This window comes from Pauljensenia sp. 20925_1_27 (assembly GCF_041432835.1).
GTDB lineage: Bacteria > Actinomycetota > Actinomycetes > Actinomycetales > Actinomycetaceae > Pauljensenia.
Map to the genome: position 1 here is coordinate 1 of NZ_JAPWAH010000002.1, position 19042 is coordinate 19042.

Genomic DNA, 19042 nt, shown 5'->3' on the forward strand with positions numbered 1-19042 from the left:
CCGCGACTCGGTCACCTACGGGGCGATGCTGCGGAACGTCGCCCTGGGCTCGGCATCTACTGATCGTTCGTGAAGGAGGCAATCACGCAGGGAATTCGACCTCGCACGACGCGGTAGGTGACACCCGTGCAGCCCACACGATCAAAGAACGCCCGGTAGGACACCGGGTCGAAGTGCTCCTGGAAGTGCACGCCGAATCGGGAGATCACCCTCAGGAACATGGTGTGCGCCCGCTTCTTGGGAATCACGTAGGTGGGCACGATGATCGTGCCACCCGGGCGCACGACCCTCTTGAGCTCCTTGAGCGCGTCGCCCGGTTCAGGCAGCAAGTGGATGACGTTGCCCGCGACGGCCACATCGAAGGAATCGGCGGCGTAGCGTAGGGCCGTGATGTCGGCTTGCTCGACGGTGACGTTCGAGTGTGTCGCGAGCTTCTTGCGTGCCTGCTTGAGCATCCCCTCGGAATAGTCGGTCGCGACCACACGCGCGCATGCGGGGGCGATGGCGGCGCTAATCGCGCCCGTTCCGCACGCACATTCGAGCACGGTGTCACCGGGGCGAATCAACCGGGCAACGGCACCGCCCGTCCCGTCGTACACCCTCCTGTTGAGCGTGTTGACGACGAGGTCGTAGAGCGGGGCAACTCGATCCCAGAACAATGCTGAACACCTCCGTATTCCCATACGTCGCACGAGGCCGACGCTGCTTCGCGCTGCTGGACATGATACGCCTGCGTGGGAGATGCCGGGGCGGAAAGGGGTTCTGCGCACAGGAACAGAACCACGAAGGCGCACGCGGATAGGTTATGCGGATACGGATAGGTTATTCACTTGCGGATAGGTTAATAAGCTATCCGCATCGTCATAACCTATCCGCATGTTCGTAACCTATCCGCGTAGTTACCCCCTGCGTGCCACACCCGCTGCGTGCGACTCGGCCAGAGAGTAACCGCGTCCGCAGACTCGGGGAAGGACTACCCCTTCGCGCGCATCTACGCCCGCGGCGCGCGGCGCGCATGGACGAGCGCGCCGAGGCCGTGGGCTGCAAAGCCGAGCAGGCTGTAGCCCACCCCGTAGATGAGCCCGCTGTCGTTGAGGAACAGGTACATCGGTGCCAAGAAACACACGAAAGGCGCGAGCAGCCACAGGAGGCTGAAGCCCTCCTTCACGCCGTCCCAGGCCCCAAAGGCCATCGCCAGGATCGGTAGGATCGCGAGCAGGATCAGGAACACGAGGCTCTTCACGATCTCCATCGAGTCCGCGACGCGCGAGACACTAAACCACGCCGCCAGCACCAGCAGGTAGATGCCGAACAGCACGGCGATACGAATCCACGTTGATTTTGTCGTCCACCTCATGACTCAATAATACCCGTGTCACATGAAGAAAAAAGCTCCTTGACACGTCATCTGTGTGGGCCGCAAAAAGGGCGTGAACAACCCATCGTCGCGGCGCGCGCGACGCTACCAGAGGGTGACAGGCTACCTGCAGAAGCTGCCGAAGAAACCGCGCTTCTTCTCGGCGGCCGCGTACTCCTCGTCGGAATGGTCCTTATCGCACCACTGATCCGGGGGCACCTGTTCCTTCACCGAGTCGATGTGCTTGCCGCAACCCTTCCAGGTGGTCTTTCCGCATACCTCGCAGGTGGTGGGTCGACACATGATTGTCTCCTTCCTTGTTGCGCCGCGAATTCGTCAGCGGAGCCGCGCCATGGTGTTGCGAGCTTGCGCCCTCCTCAGGCTCGTTGCACCGTCGCATGAAGCCAGTCGGAGGACCAAGCGCTCGGAATTGCCGATCGTTACGCTCTCGGTTGTGACTAGAAATTCTACTGCTTCAGGCTCCGATGCGGGGTCGTTTCCGGGGCAAGAATCCGCAGGCTCAGCCCTCCCCCGTCACGAGGACGGCCTCGGCCCTGTCCCCGAGCCACGCCCGCAGCGTCTGGATACCGCCCGACAGCATGGTCACGTTGAAGCCCGCGTGGCGCACGATGCGGTAGCCGATCCAGGAGCGCACGCCCGCGGCGCACATGACGACGAAGGGCTGGTCGCCGACGTTGGTCTCGACCCAGGTGCGGACTTCATCGAGGCGGTCGCGCAGCTGGGTGTGTGGAATGTTGAGTGAGTTCGGCATGTGCCCGGCCGCGTACTCGCCGGGCGTGCGCACATCCAGGATCGGCGTGTCTTCGGTCAGGGCGTCGGGGCCGGTGAGGACGAGTTCGCCGGTCGCCACGTTGTGGGCGACCATGCCGGTCTGGTTGACGGGGTCCTTGGCTTGGCCGTAGGGCGGCGCGTAGGCGAGGTCCAGGTCGATGAGGTCAGTCGCGCTCAGGCCGGCTCGCATGGCGGTCGCGATGACGTCGATGCGGCGGTCCACGCCGTCGGCGCCCACGGCTTGCGCGCCGAGAATCTGCCCGCCGGTGCCGACATGCATGAGGATGTGCACGGGCTTGGCGCCGGGGAAATAGCCCGCGTGCTGGTTGGCGTGCGTGTGCACCGTGAAGTACTCCGTGCCCGAGGCATCGAGGGCCTGGCGGTTAGCGCCGGTCATGGCGGCAGTGAGGCACCCGATCCGAACGATCGCGGTGCCCTGGGGGCTTGGGATCGGGCGCGCGGTGGCCTGGCCGTGTTCGGCGTCGGCGATCGCGTCGGCGACGAGGCGTCCCCCGCGGTTCGCGGGTCCGGCCAGGGCGACGGGACGGTCGTGGCCTCGGCCGACCGCGGCGTCACCGACCGCGTAGACGTCGTCCACGCTGGTACGCCCATGCTCGTCGACGAGGATGTAGCCGCGGCTGGTCTCGATGCCCGCGGCTTCGGCGAAGGCGGTGTCGGGGCGCACGCCGGTCGACAGGACGATGACGTCTGAGGTCAGGACGGTCCCGTCGGAAAGCGTCACGGAGTCCTGATCGTCGCCGTGGACGATGGACTGGGCAGCAACACCTGCGTGGACGCACACGCCGAGGCCGCGCAGCTCGCGGGTGACCAGCGTGGCCATCTCGACCTCGAGGGGCGGCAGGACGTGTTCGGCGTACTCGACGAGGTGGGTCTCGAAGCCTCGCTGCGCGAGGGCCTCGGTGGCCTCGATGCCGATGAAGCCGGCGCCGAGGACGACGGCTCGCGTGCCCGAGGCCTCGCGCAGGGCGAGGGCATCGTCGACGGTGCGCAGCGTGTGCACGCGCGGGGAGTCGAGGCCGTCGATCGGGGGCCTGCTAGCGAGGCCGCCCGGGGAGAGGATCAGGTGGTCGTAGGTGAGCGTGTAGGCCTCGCCGGTTTCCGTGTTTGCGACCTGGACAATGTGCGCACTGGGATTGATCGCCGTGACCTCGGAGTTGATGCGCACGTCGAGGTTGAGGGCCGCTTTGAGGGTGTGCGGCGTGTGAAGGAGGAGCTTGGCGGGGTCTTCGATCTCGCCGCCGACGTAGTACGGGAGTCCGCAGTTCGCGAAGGACACGTACTTGCTGCGTTCCAGCACGATGATCTCGGCGCCCTCGTCACGCCTGCGCAGGCGTGCCGCCGCGCTCATGCCACCCGCGACTCCTCCGACGACAACTACTCGCATGTGCGGCTCACTTTCTGGCTCAAGGGCTGGTCTTCTTCGACTGCATCGACCATACCCCCGGGGGTATTATTATGACAACAGGACGCAGATGCTCACAGACAGAAATCCCCGGGCTTCCAACGGAAACCCGGGGAAGGATAGCGGCGTTAGAGGAATCGACACTGAACGACGGAAACACTACAAAATCGGTGGGTTATGTCATCAACGCCCTGTTGACCGTAGTAGACAGCCAGTTCAGCAGGCTCAGTCCTCGACAACTGCCACCTGGCACGCACGCCGCATGACGCTTGTTTCTCCAGCGGCAGATACTCGAGACTTCTCAATTACTTCGACGCGCACTCGGGACCCCGTATGCAACAAGTCAATGTCCTCATCTTGAAGATCCCCCCGCAGTATCTGAACCACACCTGCTCCATCAGCTAGATCAACAACGAGGGCTACGCGCCGTTCACGAAAGATACCGATCAGAGTACCCTCAATGCTTGCGAATTCCTCATCCAGATCCCGCCCATCAATGATCGAGGAGATGCGCGCAGCATCCGCGCTCGTCGTCGTCACTCTCCGGGTAGGATGCTCGGGTTCTTTCCATATAAGGTCTGTGGTGAAGTGCCCACGCACAAGCGTGTCAGCATAAGCCTTCAAAGCGGAAGCAACCCTGGGACCACGTTCTCGCACATCAGCACTGAAGCGGTCAGCAACTGGCTCAACACTTGCCCCCTCTGTCAACAAGGAGACAAGATCTTCGAACGCTCTATCCGTGAGCATCCGCTCGTCATTGCCAGCCACCACCATAGGTGCGTCGCCACCGAGTTCTTCAGACACGTCACAATTGGGACTAAAAACCAAGCGGAGCGAACCAGGTTGAGGATCAGCACTAAGCTGCAGGCGAGTACGTTTACAAATAGTCTCGGGGAGTTTCCCCGCGCCTGTGCGCACCCCCTCAACCGCTGCCCCCATCGCATCTACAAGGCGCTGCAGCGCACTCATGACACTTGCCACCGCGGGAAGACTCGCCTCATGACCACGCACACCGGCGCCGGTGAGTCGCAGTTCCCCTGAAGACCGTAGAATGCGGCCGGTCGCACGTTGCGAGACAAACGATTCTACGGAAAGTCTCGAGAGATCATCAGGGGTTTGCCACTGGGATGTGGGAGCACCCCTTCGAATGCGTTCGCGTAGCTCGTTGAGACCTTCAACGGTTCCCATCGATGATCACCTCCACGTACCCGCGCCGCTGATATGCTTCTGATTCTACTGGTTCCCCAGGTTGTCTGCGGCGCCGCTCCCACCAATCGTCCCAGTACCCCCGTAGTTGCTGGTACCCCGTGACATCCGCGCCAGCCTCGAGCGGCCATGGAACCAGGAAAGAGTCTACTCGGAGGCCAGTTACTTCCTTGAAACGATGGCCGCTCGCTGCAAGTTCGAGGATCCGACTATCGTCTTCTCTCAACTGGGCATGCAGAATTTGATCGGCACGCACAAAGAACACTGCATCCACATCCCCCGGCTCCTCCTTGACGGAGATAAAAGACCCACCTACCCACACCCTGGATACGCGGACTACCGACCGCAGGAGACTAAGCGCCGCCTCAAACTCAGCCCACACCTCAGCGCGCCAAGACGATGAGTCCTGCGCGAAACAGCTCCGGACCTCATCCAATGTGGCTCCCCAGCGCCCTGGGGGAAGGAATCCATCATTGTTCAGGGTTGGGATCATTGACCATTCCGAATCTAACGATACCTTTACGCGTCGCCACCATTGCACCACGCGCGTCTGACTGTCTTACAGACGACACAATACCGCAAGAATCGACACAGGGGGCTTTGCACCTCCCGCCACCGATCAAATCCCATTGAATCTGCACCTGAGTATAGCCGAAGTCCAGCACATCAACTTCACCTCAACCGCCAAGGTCTACCCTCCCAAGCGCAAGCAGCGCCGATGAAGGAAGGCCCCTTAGCGTACTGCTATTTCAGGGTCGTTACATCAACATTCGAACAGCAGAACTAACTTTTCTGGATCGAGCGAAGAGCCCGCGCAGTCCATGAGAAACCTTCGACAAGGAAGTAACTCAACACTTCTTTCCACAAGCTGAGCCACACACTGCTACAGCATGACACACGTGAAGAACACAAGCAGAGGAGCGAAAGTCTTCTAGTTGTACAGAAACCCCGGGCTTCCGTTAGGAAGCCCGGGGAAGGATGGCGGAGCTCAGAGGGCACGTGTCGAACTCGTTCTCACGCGAGATCACCTGCTGCTGGCGTAGGCATCCCGGGACTTTCGTGAGGGCACTTGCTACCTAAGAGAGGCAGCCCGGTCACCCAAGTTTCGCGGGGCGCACCCTCAGCCTCGTTGGCGTCAACGCCTGCTGTCCGAACGAACGCGCGTGAGTCCCGAGCATTCGCCACGACGACGGCGCTGCGCCAACCCTTCGAAGACGAGGTCCTCGCCGCCTCGTCCAAGGATCGGGAGGCACTCATCGCCGACTACACCGGCGTCGTCGACCTCCAGATGGACACCACCTCGCTGACCCTGGGGGAGCCCGACGACGCTGAGGCCGCCGAGCTGCGAGACCTGACCAAGGTCAACCGTGCGACGTTCGGGCATCCGCTCGTCATGTGCGTCGAGCACGTCGCCGACCGCAGCCAGTTCATCACCCAGGGCTGGCCGGCATGAAGATGTCCGATGGCCCCGAGACGCGCACCTCTGTAAGCGAGGTCATCAACGTCGTCGACGAGCATTTCAGCACGATGATCGCCGACGCTTGCCCCATCCGCTCCGCCTGGGCGCGCAAGTTCGAGCAGCTCGACTCACGGTCCGTGGACCCCTGGAGAAACGCGCGATGCAAAGAGTACAGCCAAGCGTAGTGACGTCCGTCATAGCGGTCAGCACGCCCCCGCCGTCGACAGCCTGAGATAATTCAGGCATGACTGGCATACCCTCCCCTACAGACGTAGCAGTCAACATACTGCAATTATTGGGCGTTCCCACCATAATTCTCCTGCCGCTTGTTTTCGCCCTGCAGATCGCCGAGTGGTGGAAGACGGGGCAACAACTGCGAATCGGCGTGCGGAACGTAGGAGAGACTGCTGCTGTGCTCGCACATCGACGCCCCGTGCGTCTTATCCTGTTCGTTCTGCTGCAGTCACTGCTGGTGGCACTCGTCTACTCATGTTTTACGCTGGCCCACGCTATGGGCGTTTCGGACGCAGCAGGAAGAAATATTGCCGACGGTAGTTCATTCACTTGGACGCAACTGTGGATGACCATTACAACATACTCGACGACAGCCGGGCTTCCATACCAGGCCTCGCTCGGCGCAATGGGGTGGCTGATCGCCCTGAACATCACGCATGCGACACGCACACGGCTATTGGTTCGCATCCTGACCATGCCAGTGCCCCTCATCGTCATCCTGGCAGCTCTCTCCGGACTCGGCATTGGCATCGTAGGGCTGATGGTCCTCAGCCTCGCAACCTGGATGCACAGCCCCGGATACAACGTGGGGATGGTGTCGCTGTACGCAGCTTGGGTGATCATCCTTTGGGGCATTGCCGCCACCCTCCCCACATGCGTGAGTCAAGCCGAGCAGATATACAATCAGAATGCTCAGCCTCAGGCACCTCAATCGTCACGGTAGCATGCTTCAGCACGATGATCGCCGACACCAACCCCATCCATTCCGCGTGGGCGTGCAAGTTCGAGAAGCTCGACTCACGCGGGCACGACAACAACGTCCCCTGCAGTCCTCTCGGACCGCGGGGGACGTCACAGGTGGAGATGGGGGGAATCGAACCCCCGTCCAGCAGCCGGCCCCGAATTCTTCTCCGAGCGCAGTCTACGATTTTATTTCTCAGCCCCCAGCATTGCGTAGACACACCGCCAGATAGGCTCAGTTGATTAAGTGTCGGAGGCACCCCACCAACATGGGCGACTCCCAGTGGCTCCCTAGACGACGCCAGACACCGGGCCGGAAGCAACTCCCGGGCTGACGGACTAAAGGTTCAGGCTGCGATATCAGGCAGCGAGAACGTAGTCGGTGCGATTCTGTTCGGCACCTATTGGTTTGCACGCATCGTTAACGAGATGAGCGCACATTCTCGGCTCGCTTCACTTCGATCGACGACCACTGTCGAAACCGATCATCCCCTCTTGAGTTTTCAACTCCCCGACGCCCAGCATTACCGCAGACCGTCGGACACATCAGTCTACGCCCGCAGCCCACGCCCGTCAAGGGAAAAACCGACGCCTCAGAGCAGCTTCGTCGACTCCAGCTTCTCCACCATGCGCCGGTTCTTACGCACCAGCAGCGGGCGCAGCGCCAGCCCCAGGAACGCGGCAAACAGGATGAAGGAGGCCAGGAACCACATGGCATCCGCATACTCGTGCCCCGCGTACCCCGCGATCGACGCGCGCAGCGCAGTGATCGCGTGCGTGGCCGGCAGGAACGGGGAAACGGAGGAGAAGAAGGAGGGCAGGATCGCCAGCGGGAACGCTCCCCCGGCGCCCGAAATCTGCAGGACCAGGAGCAGCACGCCCAGGGCCTTGCCCACATTCCCGAATGTCGCAATGAGCGTGTACATGAGGAACGAGAACACGACGGCCGTCAGCCACAGGGTGCCCATGAACTGCAGCGGGTGAGCGTGTTGGACCTTCAGGAAGTACAGGTCACCCAGCCCCACCAGGGTCGCCTGGGTGAGCGCGATCGTCCCGAAGATCAGGTAGCGGCCCAGGTACCCGGCGGCCAGGCCGACGGGCTTCGCGGTCAGGGTCGCGCGCAGCGGGTCACCCTCGGGTAGGCCGTCGGCGACGTTGGAGTCCGTGACGTCCGAGCGCAGCGACACGACCATCAGGATAGAGCCAACCCACAGCGCCAGGATCGTGTACAGGGGCGCCATCTGGGAGCCGAAGTTCGCGACCGGGTAGACGGGAGTTTTCTCCACGCCGACAGGTGCCGCAATCGCGGCAGCCAGGGCCTCGGGATTATTCCCGATGATGGTCCCGAGCGTCGTCAGGTCGCCACTGGCAAGCGCCTCGCTGATCGAAGCGTGCAGGGAGTCCAGCTTTCCGGCCGCCTCGCGCAGGCTCGAGGCCGCGCCGGCCAGGTTGTCGCGCAGTTGGGTCAGCCCCTCGCGGGCGCTCCCGCTGCCGTTCGAGGCAGTGGACGTCGCACCCTCGAGGGACGTGCGCGCTGCGCTCAGGGACGACTGGGCCGAGGCCAGGGTTGAGCCAAGCGATTCAAGCTGAGGACGCAGGTTGTTCTCGTAGTCGGAGGACAGGCCGTCGACCGCGGAACGCGCCTGGGCGATCAGGCCGTTCACGCTCGCGCGCCCAGCGTCGGCATTCGCGACCTTGGAGTCCAGCTCGGACGCGGCGGCGCGCAGCCCGTTCGCAACCGCGGTCAGACGGTCAGAGGCGGCCTGCAGGCGGTCCAGCGAGGACTGGGAGACGGGCGAGCCCGGCAGGGCCTCCAGCGTCGACTTGATCGATGCGAAACTGGCGGACTGCGTGTCCAGAACGGAGGCCTGCGAGCGCAGCGTCGAAGCCGCGTCCGACGCGCTCGTCGAGCCGTTCGCATACACGTTCTCGACGGCGCTCGACAGGGAGGACAGCGAGGACTGCGAGGAGGAGATGGCGTCGGACACCGAGGAGACCGCCGCCGACGCAGCGGACCCAAGCCCGCCTGCTCCAGCCTGAGCACTCGACACCGCGGACTGCGCGGAGCCCTTCGCGCTGCCCAGCCCGTTCACGAGCGTGGTCGTCGAGTCGATGAGCGTCACCGAGGAGCCCACGAGCGACGCGTAGGCGTCCGCGCTATCGGCCGCCGTGCGCAGGCGCGAGGCGACCGTCTGCACGCGGTTATCGAGGGCCGTCACCGTGTTGACCGCGGTCGGGGCGGACAGCGCGTCCCCCACCGACGTTGCCGTATCGAGGGCGACCTCGGACAGCGTCTGCACGAAGATCTGGTTCACCTGGGCGCTCACGGCCTCGGCGCCCTGCCCGGCGATCTTCGGCGAAATACCGTTCTTCTTCTCGTTGACGTAATAGGTCATCGGCGCGGAGGATGCTCCCCCGTCGAAGAACGTCAGCATCTCCTGAGAGAAGTCCGAGGGAATGACGATGGCCGCGTAGTACTCGCCTGACCGCGTCCCCTCAACCGCCTTATCCTCGGATGCAATGACCCAGTCGAAGTTGTCGTTCTTACGCAGCGCGGACACCACAGAGTCCCCAATGTTGACGTGCAGCGGCACCAGGTCCGATTTGTAGCCCGCGTCCGTGTTCGCAATCGCGATGCGCAGGCTCTTCGTGTTCCCGAACGGGTCCCACGACGCCGCCACGTTGAACCACGTAAACAGGGACGGGATGACGACCAGTCCGAAGACGACGACGCTGGCGATGAGGGAACGATGCGCGCGGCGCAGGTCGGCGCGGTAGATGGCCCAGATGGTCCTCACTGCTCTTCTCCCTTCGCCGCCTCCGACGCGTCACCCGCGCTGTCCTCATCGACGAGGCCGGGGTCGACCTTGTCCATGCCCTCTCCCCCGCGCTCACCCAGGGTTGAGGCAAGCGCCGACGAGATCGACGCGCCCACGGCGGCCGCGCCAAGCGCGAGACGCGATCGCGCGCCCTGCACGCGGCGGGTGAGCAGGGAACGCACGTCCTGCTCGTCCATGGCACCGAGGAGCTGCTGGCGCGCCAAAGCCTCACGCAGGTACTCCAGCCCAATCAGGAAAGTGATGACGAGGAGGACCCAGACGATCCAGGCGCCCAGAATGATCGGCACCTCCGCCACATTCGCGACGGACAGCACCGCCAGAGCCACCGGCACGATAACCCCGAGAATGATCGCGATGCGGCGAATCCTCGGGTAACGACGCTCGAAGCGCGCGGCGCGGCCGCTGACCGAGCGCTGGAAGCCGTCGTGATCGGCCAGGGCTGCCACGATCTGCGTCAGGCGGTAGCGGTTCGAAGGCACGCGCGTGGCCTCGGCCAGGAAGAGCCCGGAGGAGGCCAGGTCGCGCGTGATCATCGCGTTCAGGTTCACCAAGAACGGACGTAGCGCGAGGCCGATCGCGAACGCAACCAGCGCCTCGGCACCGAGAACCGCCAGGCACGACAGGTAGGTGTGCCCATAGAACCCGGCCACGATCTCACGCAGCGCATTAACACCGTAGGTAAAGGGGAACAGCGGGTGCAGGAAGCGGAAGAAGGACGGGAGCATCTCGATCGGATACAGGCCGGCGGAACCGGGAATCTGCATGACCATGATGATGACGCACAGGCCCTTGCCGATATGCTGGAAGCACGTGGAAAGCATGTAGACGATCGAGGTGAACACCAGCGAGATGATCATCGCCGTCCCCACGAAACCCAGTCGGGAGACCGTCTGCACGCCGATGATGAGGTCGCCGATCGACACAACAAGCGCCTGAATGAGCGCGAAGAAGGCGAGCAGCATCCACCTGCCCATGTACTTGGCGGCAGAGGACGTGGGGCCGATGCCCTCCTCATCCACGTCAAGCTTGAGGAGGAGGACGAGCGAGAACGCGCCAATCCACAGGGCCAAATTGGTAAACAGCGGGGCCATCGCCGAGCCGTACGCAGCCACGGGGTACACGGCCTTCGTCTCGATCTGCGTCGGCGAGGCCATGAAGGAGGCGATCGACTCGGCGTTGACTCCCAGGGAGCTCGAGAGGTCGCGCAGCGTATTCGAGGAGGACAGCGACGAGATGTCCGTCGCCACCGAGTTCAGGTCGGACGTGATCGCAGCGACGTTCGTGGCGCTCGTCTGAGTCGCTGTCTTTGCCCCGTCCAGCAGGGAATCGAGCTGGTCGAGCAGGCCCGACACCTGGTCGCGCTGGCTGCGCAAGGTGTCGAGGGAGCCGCGCATCGACGAGGATGCGCTCGAGAAATCGTCAAGCGCCGACGAAATCGCGGGAAGCTGGGCAGACACGCCGCTGCGGGCGTTCGTCACCGCGGACGAGACAGCAGCCGAGGCATCGGAGGCCGACGTCAGCGCGTTCGTGATCGATGAGGATGACGCCGAGAGGTCCGAGTTGAGGGTCGTCAGGTTCCCGAGGGCCGCGGACAGCGCGGTGTTCTGGTTCGTCAGGTCTGCCAGAGCCGTCCCCGCGGCGGGCAGGTTCCCAATCCCTAGGGCATTCAGCTCCGTGAGCACCTCGCCCACCGAGTCGTTGATCGACGTGCCCTCGGTCAGCAGGCCACCCACGCGTCCGGACGCGCCCTGCACCGCACCGTCGAGGGTGCCCGCGTCCGCAGAGACCCCCGCAAGGGCGCTCGCCGCGTTCGAGGACAGGCCGTCGAGGGCACCGCCCATCTGACCGGAGAATGAGGCCAGCGAGGAACGCGAGTCGCCCACCAGCTGGTCCGCCCGGTCCAGGGACGCCGACAGATCCGAAGCTGCGCTATCCAGGTCGCTCAGGGTCGCGCGCGCCGAGGCCACCGAAGCCTTCGCCGCGTCGATCTTCTCCCCCACACCCTCCAGGGTCTGCGAGGCACTGCCCAGCTTCGCCGAGGCCTCGGACACCGAAGCAGACACGTCCGAACGCTTCTGGTCAGCGTTGTTCGCGATGCTCACCCCGGCCTCGGACGCCTTCTCCGACAAAACCTTGGCCACCGTCGACACGAACGCCGAGTTGATCTGGCGATCCAACGCCGTCGCACCCGCCCCCGTGATCTTGGGGGCCACCGCGTTGTTCTTCTCGTTGACGTAATACTGGATATTCGGCTTGACGTACGTACCGTCAACGATGCCCGTCAGGTCACGCGAAAAAGACGCCGGGATGATGAAGGCCGCGTATGAATCACCGCGCTCGACCTCCGCGCGGGCCTCGTCGGCGCTCACGAAGTGCCAGCCCAGCTGATCGTTCTGCTTCAACTGAGTCTCAAGCATCGCACCCACATTCACGGTGCCGATCCGGTCCTTGGTCGCGCCCTCGTCCTCGTTCGCCACCGCCACGCGGATGTGGGAAGTCTGCGAGTACGGGTCCCAGAAGCCAACGATGTTGAACCACGCGTAGAGCGCGGGCACGAATGCCATACCGATGATGACAATCCACGCGACCGGTACACGTACCAGCCTCAGCAGATCACGACGAAAAATCCTGACGGAACCTCGCACAAGGTCGCCTTCTTTCCCCTATCGGCGGGCCTGCTTGACGTAGCGGCGCATCGCGCGCTCGGCCTCGCGCTGGTCCTGCTTTTCGCGCAGCGCCTGGCGCTTATCCCATTCCTGCTTGCCCTTGGCCAGGGCGATTTCGACCTTGACGCGGCCGCCGATGAAGTAGAGCTCCAGCGGCACGATCGTGTAGCCCTTCGCGGCCACCCGGTCCTGCATGCGCTCGATCTCCGCGCGGTGCAGCAGCAGCTTGCGCTTGCGAGTCGGCGCGTGGTTCGTCCACGAACCCTGGGAGTACAGGGGAATGTTCGCGCCGTAGAGCCACGCCTCTCCCCCGTTGATCTCGACCCATGCATCCACGAGGGAAGCGCGGCCCATGCGCAGCGCCTTCACCTCGGTGCCCATGAGAGCCAGGCCGGCCTCCCACGTGTCTTCAATCGTGTAGTCGTGGCGCACCTTCTTGTTGCGGGCGATCGTCTTCTTCGCGTCGGAGGCAGCCTTGGCGCGCTGCCCCTCCGTGGGCTTGGGCTTCTTCCAATCCTTGGGCATGCTGCCTCCTTTCAGACTCGTTTTCCGCGCAACTTGCGGAAAGACCCCCGTAGCAAAACGCTACGAGGGTCCATCCTAACGCGGATTACAAATAATCCATCGGTTCAACGTAGCTTCCGTTCTGAATGACACCAAAATGCAGGTGGCATCCGGTCGCGTAGCCGGTCGAGCCAACCTCACCCAGCGCGTCGCCCGCGTTCACGTACTGACCCGGCGACACGTACTGGGCCTGCATGTGCAGGTACTCGGTGATGACGGAGTTACCGCCGACGAGGCCGTGGTTAATATCCACGTAGTTACCCGCCGAGTAGTCCGAGGACACCGCGTTGACGTAGCCCGAGGCCACAGCGCGAATGATCGTGCCGCAGTCGGCGGCCATGTCGGTGCCCGAGTGGCCCTTCATGATGCCCAGGACCGGGTGGTAGCGCATGCCAAACGGGCTGGTCACGACGATCGGAATGTCGAGCGGGCTACGGAAGCCCGACGCCGACACGTAGGAGGCCCCCGACGCAATGTTTGCCGCGTCGATCGCCGCGAGCTCGGAGCTGCGCGCCTGATAGTCCGCTTCGGCCTGGTCGAGCGAGGCCTGAACCTGGCCCTTCTGGGCATCCCACTCGGCCTGCTTGGCCTGCGCCTGCGTCTTCAGGTTATTGAGCTCAGTGAGCTTGGAGTCAGCCTCGCTCTTCGCAGCCTCCGCCTCGGCCTCGGCCTGCGCGGCCTTCTCCTCCAGGTCGGAGATACGGTCCGTGATCGCGTTCTGACGAGTGGCCTGCGTGCGCTGGGACGAGGAGACATCCAGCGCGGCCGTCATCGTCTGGCTCTCCGTGCGCAGCGCCATGTCGGCGGCCGCCGCACGGTCGGTGATCGACTCCGTACCGCCCGCGGTCAGGGCCACGGCGACCGGATCGACGTTGCCTTCGCGGTACTTACGGCGCACCAGATCGGCGATCGCGCGCTGAGCGTCGTCGGCCTGTGTGGTGGCCTGAGTCAGCGACTGGTCGATGCGGTTCTGCTCGCCCTGGGCGGCATTCAGCTCGCCCAGGATCGTCGCGTGCTCGCGCGACTTCGCGTCGTAGGTCGCGGTCGCGGACTCGTAGGCGGCCTGCGCCACCGGAATCTGCCCGTTGAGAGCCTGCAGGTCGATGAAAACCTGAGCCAGCGACGCGTCGATGCCCTCCAGCTGCGACTGCAGGGCGTTGACCGTTGCCTCGGCCTCGGCGGCTGCGTTCGCGGCGGCGTCGCGCTCGTCGTCGGCGCGAGCAGGCATCGCCTGACTCATCGCCGCGAAGCACGCAACCGCCAGGGCAAGCGCGCCAACGCGCAGCGCGCGAGAACCCGGATGATGCAGGAAACGGGACATGAGACTTACGCCTTCGTGTACTTCGCGAGCGAGAACGCCGAGGCGATAACCGCCAGCGCGACCGCCGCCAGGACGAGGACCGGCGTCATGATCGCCACCTCGCCCATGCCGATAAAGTTCGTCCACCTAAAGGAGGGGGCCATCCAGCCCTGGACGATGAAGTGAACGCCGGCGAACAGCGAACCGATCGCGAACACGGCACCCACGAGCGCAGCCAACGCGCCCTCAATCATGAAGGGAGCCTGAATGAACAGGTTCGAGGCACCCACGTATCGCATGATCTGCGTTTCCTGCTCGCGGCTCATCGCGCTCAGGCGGATCGTCGTCGAGATCAGCAGGATCGCGGCGACAACCATGATCGCGCCGAGGCCCAGGGCGGCCGTGCGAGCGGCACCCAGCACGCGGAACAGGGGCTCGACGACCTCACGCTGGTCGCGGACCTCGGACACGCCAGGGGTCCCGGAGAACTCCTCCTTGACCACCGAGTACTGCTCGGGGTTGACCAGCTTGATGCGGAAAGCGAACTGGAGCATGTCCGGCGTGGTCCACTGGGTCAGCGCATCGTTGCCGTTGAGGCGCTTGAAGTTCTCGTAGGCCTCTTCCTTCGTCTCCTCGTACACGTTCGCCACGTACGGGCTCATCTCGGCGGAAGCCAGCTTTTGGCGCACCGCGTCGATCTGCGCATCACTCGCCTCCGTTGCGTTGCAATTCGGGGCTGCGTCGTTGATCGCGCACATGTAGATCGTGACCTCGATCTTGTCGTACCACTCCGACTTCATCTTGGACACCTGCATCTGGGTCAGGCCCGCGATGCCCACGAAGAGGAGGGACACGAAGGTCACGAGGATGACGGCGACGCTCATCGCGCGGTTACGCGACAGGCCCTTGCCGACCTCGGACAGAATAAAACGAAGCTTCACTGGTGTTACCTCCCGGCCCCGTAGACGCCGCGGTTCTGATCGCGCACGACGTCGCCGGCCTCAAGCTCAATAACTCGCTTACGCATCTGGTTGACGATATCCGCGTCGTGGGTGGCCATGACGACGGTCGTGCCCGTGCGGTTGATTCGATCCAGGAGGCGCATGATGCCCAGCGACGTCTCCGGGTCCAGGTTGCCGGTGGGCTCATCCGCGAGCAGCAGCTCGGGACGATTCACCATGGCACGCGCGATAGCGACGCGCTGCTCCTCGCCGCCGGAGAGTTCGTGCGGCAGACGCGACTCCTTGCCGGACAGACCCACCAGCTCGAGCGCGTCCGGGACCAAGGTTTCGATCGCGTGACGCGGCTTTCCGATGACCTGCATGGCCAGCGCGACGTTCTCGTACACGGTCTTAGAAGGCAGCAGTCGGAAGTCCTGGAAGACCGTGCCGATCTGGCGGCGCAGCTTCGGGACCGCCCACGTGGACAGCTTGGACACGTCCTTGCCGAGCACCCACACCTTGCCGCTGGTCGCCTTCATTTCGCGCATGACGAGCTGCAGGAACGTGGACTTGCCGGAACCCGACTTGCCAACGAGGAACACGAACTCTTCGCGTTCCACCTCCAGCGAGACGTGGTCCAGCGCGGGCTGGGCACCAGGTGTGTACACCATGGTGACATCATCAAAACGAATCATGGGACCGTCCGATCGGGGTCAATAGTCCCTGTCAGATTAGGTAACGATCGGGTCACGCCCCTGCTGCGACACGCGGAAAACCGCCGGTGTGTCACTCAGCCCTCCGCCCGGGACGCCTTGGACACGCGCGCGGCCCCGGCCTCGTGCATAAATCGACGAGGCCGGGGCCGGGTGATGCGTTGCCGCGCGGCTCAGTCCTGGGCGGCGTTCTGTTCGTTCTTGCGCCAGCGGATACCGGCGTTGATGAAGCCATCAATGTCGCCATCGAAGACGGACTGGGGGTTGCCCGACTCGTACTCGGTGCGCAGGTCCTTGACCATCTGATACGGCTGGAGGACGTAGGAGCGCATCTGGTCGCCCCACGAGGCCTTGACGTCGCCGGCGAGCTCCTTCTTCTTCGCCTGCTCTTCCTCGTGGCGCAAAACGAGGAGGCGGGACTGCAGGACTCGCAGGGCGGCCGCGCGGTTTTGGATCTGGGACTTCTCATCCTGCATGGACACGACGATGCCCGTGGGGATGTGGGTCATGCGCACGGCCGAGTCGGTCGTGTTCACGGACTGGCCGCCGGGGCCCGAGGAACGGAAGACGTCGACCTTCAGCTCGGACTCGGGGATCTCGATGTGGTCCGTCGTCTCGATGAGGGGAATGACTTCGACGGCCGCGAAGGACGTCTGGCGGCGACCCTGGTTATCGAAGGGGCTAATACGCACGAGGCGATGGGTGCCGGCCTCGACGCTCAGCGTGCCGTAGGCGTAGGGGGCCTGGACCTCGAAGGTCGCCGACTTCAGGCCCGCCTCTTCCGCGTAGGAGGTGTCCATGACCTTCGTCGGGTAGCCGTGACGCTCGGCCCAGCGCAGGTACATGCGCAGGAGGATCTCGGCGAAGTCGGCGGCGTCCACGCCGCCCGCGCCGCTTCGGATCGTAATGACGGCGTTGCGCTCGTCGTACTCACCGTCCAGCAGCGTGCGGATTTCGAGGTCGCTCAGGTCCTTGCGGAGCTTCTCCAGGTCGGCTTCGGCCTCCGCGAGGATATCGGCGCTCTCGTCCGGGTCCTCGGCGGCCATGTCCACCATGGCCTCCAGGTCGTCGATGCGCTCGCTCATCTGCGTGACGCGGTCGAGCTCGCTCTGGCGGTGGCTGAGCGCGCTCGTCACGGCCTGGGCGGCGCTCGGGTCGTCCCACAGGTCGGGCGCGGCCGCCTTCTCATTCAGCTCGGCGATCTGCTCACGCAGCTTGTCCGGCTGCACGACCGCGAGGATGTTCTCCATCGTGGTGCGCAGGGACGGGATCTCTTCAGAAAATTCAATGGCCACCCATCCAGGGTAGCGGATCGGGCGGCCAACGAGGAACGCTAGGGCACGACGGTGGCCGGGCTTACTCCCCCGATCAGCCGCAGAGACGACGGTGCCCCGACGCCACAAGGACGCCGGGGCATCGACAGGAAGCGGATCAGATGAGACCCATCGCAACCATCGCGTCGGCCACCTTGCGGAAGCCCGCCAGGTTCGCGCCGGCCACATAGTCGCCAGCCACACCGTATTCCTCGGCGGTGGCAACGGTGTTCGCGTGGATGTCGACCATGATCTGGTGGAGCTTGGCGTCGGTCTCCTCGAAGGCCCACTGGGTGCGGCCCGAGTTCTGCTGCATCTCGAGGCCGGAGGTGGCCACGCCGCCCGCGTTGGAGGCCTTGCCGGGGGCGTAGGCGACGCCCGCGGCCTGCAGAGCCTCGATCGCCTCGGGGGTGGTGGGCATGTTCGCGCCCTCGGCCACCAGCTGGACGCCGTTCTTGATGAGGCTCTGAACGCCGGACAGGGGCAGCTCGTTCTGGGTCGCGCAGGGCAGCGCAACGTCACAGGGGACGTCCCAGATGGAGCCGTCGGCCACGAAGACGGCACCGGGGCGCTCGGCTGCGTAGTCGGAGACGCGTCCACGACGCACCTCCTTGACGTCCTTGAGCAGGGCGACGTCGATGCCGGCCTCGTCCACGACGTAGCCGGAGGAGTCGGAGACGGCGACGACGGTCGCGCCCAGCTGCTGGGCCTTCTCGGTCGCGTAGATCGCAACGTTACCGGAGCCGGACACCACGACGCGCTTGCCGTCGAAGCTGGTGCCCTTCGCGGCGAGCATCTCGGCGGCGAAGTAGACGAGGCCGTAGCCGGTGGCCTCGGTACGCGCAAACGAACCGCCCCAGGTCAGGCCCTTGCCGGTCAGGACGCCCGCGTCGAAGCGGTTCTTGAGGCGCTTGTACTGGCCGAACATGTAGCCGATCTCGCGGCCGCCCACGCCGATGTCGCCCGCGGGCACGTCGGTGTCGGGGCCGATGTGGCGGGAGAGCTCAGTCATGAAGGACTGGCAGAAGCGCATGACCTCGGCGTCGGACTTGCCCTTGGGGTCGAAGTCCGCGCCACCCTTGCCGCCACCCATGGGCAGGCCGGTCAGGGCGTTCTTGAAGATCTGCTCGAAACCGAGGAACTTGATGATGGACAGGTTCACGGAGGGGTGGAAGCGCAGGCCGCCCTTGTAGGGGCCGAGCGCAGAGTTGAACTGGACACGGAAGCCGCGGTTCACGTGGATGTTGCCCGAATCGTCGGCCCACGGGACGCGGAACTGGAGCTGGCGCTCGGGCTCGACGATGCGGTCGATGATGGCCAGGTCGGCGTACTCGGGGTGGCGCTCGGCCAGCGGGGCGATGGTCAGGAGGACCTCGTAGACGGCCTGGTGGAACTCGGCCTGGGCGGGATCACGGCGCTGGACGGATTCGAAAACGGAGGCCAGCGCGGGGGAAAGACGAGATGTATCAAAGCTGCTCATGGCTTAAAGTTTA

At 64.3% G+C, this 19042-nt stretch carries 17 protein-coding genes and 1 other RNA gene; 3 read left to right on the top strand and 15 right to left on the bottom strand.

The genetic code is table 11. From position 1 onward, the window contains the following. Positions 1 to 56 precede the first annotated feature (56 nt). The 6 genes from O3684_RS01510 to O3684_RS01535 all read right to left on the bottom strand — a co-directional run bounded on the left by O3684_RS01510 (position 57) and on the right by O3684_RS01535 (position 5271). The gene (locus O3684_RS01510; RefSeq protein ID WP_500064578.1) at positions 57 to 659 is read right to left on the bottom strand and encodes a class I SAM-dependent methyltransferase; all 603 of its coding nucleotides are present in this window, start codon (positions 657 to 659) and stop codon (positions 57 to 59) included. 332 nt (positions 660 to 991) lie between these two features. Further along, positions 992 to 1357 carry an iron ABC transporter gene (locus O3684_RS01515; RefSeq protein WP_500064579.1) on the bottom strand — a complete coding sequence of 122 codons (366 nt, stop codon included), beginning with the start codon at positions 1355 to 1357 and terminating at the stop codon, positions 992 to 994. 123 nt (positions 1358 to 1480) lie between these two features. Continuing rightward, entirely contained in the window at positions 1481 to 1660 is a 180-nt protein-coding gene (locus tag O3684_RS01520) for a DUF8730 family Cys-rich protein (RefSeq protein ID WP_500064581.1), read from the bottom strand. Positions 1661 to 1877: 217 nt separating this feature from the next. Beyond that, positions 1878 to 3554 carry an FAD-dependent oxidoreductase gene (locus tag O3684_RS01525; RefSeq protein ID WP_500064582.1) on the bottom strand — a complete coding sequence of 559 codons (1677 nt, stop codon included), beginning with the start codon at positions 3552 to 3554 and terminating at the stop codon, positions 1878 to 1880. Between the two features lie 243 nt (positions 3555 to 3797). Continuing rightward, positions 3798 to 4376 carry a hypothetical protein gene (locus tag O3684_RS01530; protein WP_500064583.1) on the bottom strand — a complete coding sequence of 193 codons (579 nt, stop codon included), beginning with the start codon at positions 4374 to 4376 and terminating at the stop codon, positions 3798 to 3800. 370 nt (positions 4377 to 4746) lie between these two features. Continuing rightward, positions 4747 to 5271: a DUF6932 family protein gene (locus tag O3684_RS01535; protein WP_500064584.1), complete on the bottom strand. Its 525-nt coding sequence runs from the start codon at positions 5269 to 5271 to the stop codon at positions 4747 to 4749. 636 nt (positions 5272 to 5907) lie between these two features. Between O3684_RS01535 and O3684_RS01540 the strand changes: the two genes are divergently transcribed. Genes O3684_RS01540 through O3684_RS01550 form a run of 3 tightly spaced genes read left to right on the top strand, consistent with a single transcriptional unit; the run spans position 5908 to position 7195 of the window. Then, positions 5908 to 6231, top strand: coding sequence for a 2-oxo-4-hydroxy-4-carboxy-5-ureidoimidazoline decarboxylase (locus O3684_RS01540; protein WP_500064586.1), 324 nt, complete (start codon positions 5908 to 5910; stop codon positions 6229 to 6231). Continuing rightward, a complete protein-coding gene (locus tag O3684_RS01545) occupies positions 6228 to 6422 on the top strand; it encodes a hypothetical protein (RefSeq protein ID WP_500064587.1) in 195 nt (64 codons plus the stop codon). Before O3684_RS01540 ends, O3684_RS01545 begins: the two co-directional genes overlap by 4 nt. Positions 6423 to 6481: 59 nt before the next feature. After that, a complete protein-coding gene (locus O3684_RS01550; RefSeq protein WP_500064588.1) occupies positions 6482 to 7195 on the top strand; it encodes a hypothetical protein in 714 nt (237 codons plus the stop codon). Between the two features lie 132 nt (positions 7196 to 7327). Here O3684_RS01550 and ssrA read toward each other — a convergent pair. The 9 genes from ssrA to gdhA form a co-directional block, all read right to left on the bottom strand. Beyond that, positions 7328 to 7705: a transfer-messenger RNA gene (gene ssrA / locus O3684_RS01555) on the bottom strand. 100 nt (positions 7706 to 7805) lie between these two features. Beyond that, positions 7806 to 10010 (bottom strand): YhgE/Pip family protein, encoded by a 2205-nt coding sequence (locus O3684_RS01560; protein WP_500064590.1) that lies wholly within the window; start codon positions 10008 to 10010, stop codon positions 7806 to 7808. Beyond that, on the bottom strand, positions 10007 to 12697 hold the full coding sequence (locus O3684_RS01565; protein ID WP_500064593.1) for a YhgE/Pip family protein: 2691 nt from the start codon (positions 12695 to 12697) through the stop codon (positions 10007 to 10009). The genes O3684_RS01560 and O3684_RS01565 overlap by 4 nt, the downstream gene beginning before the upstream one ends. 18 nt (positions 12698 to 12715) lie before the next feature. Beyond that, the gene (gene smpB / locus O3684_RS01570) at positions 12716 to 13243 is read right to left on the bottom strand and encodes an SsrA-binding protein SmpB (protein WP_500064594.1); all 528 of its coding nucleotides are present in this window, start codon (positions 13241 to 13243) and stop codon (positions 12716 to 12718) included. Between the two features lie 85 nt (positions 13244 to 13328). Then, entirely contained in the window at positions 13329 to 14603 is a 1275-nt protein-coding gene (locus O3684_RS01575; protein WP_500064596.1) for a peptidoglycan DD-metalloendopeptidase family protein, read from the bottom strand. A gap of 5 nt (positions 14604 to 14608) precedes the next feature. Then, positions 14609 to 15523, bottom strand: coding sequence for a permease-like cell division protein FtsX (gene ftsX, locus O3684_RS01580; RefSeq protein ID WP_500064598.1), 915 nt, complete (start codon positions 15521 to 15523; stop codon positions 14609 to 14611). 5 nt (positions 15524 to 15528) lie between these two features. Further along, a complete protein-coding gene (gene ftsE / locus O3684_RS01585; protein WP_500064599.1) occupies positions 15529 to 16218 on the bottom strand; it encodes a cell division ATP-binding protein FtsE in 690 nt (229 codons plus the stop codon). A gap of 191 nt (positions 16219 to 16409) precedes the next feature. Further along, a complete protein-coding gene (gene prfB / locus O3684_RS01590) occupies positions 16410 to 17531 on the bottom strand; it encodes a peptide chain release factor 2 (RefSeq protein WP_500064600.1) in 1122 nt (373 codons plus the stop codon). A gap of 136 nt (positions 17532 to 17667) precedes the next feature. After that, entirely contained in the window at positions 17668 to 19029 is a 1362-nt protein-coding gene (gdhA, locus tag O3684_RS01595; RefSeq protein WP_500064601.1) for an NADP-specific glutamate dehydrogenase, read from the bottom strand. Positions 19030 to 19042 lie beyond the last annotated feature (13 nt).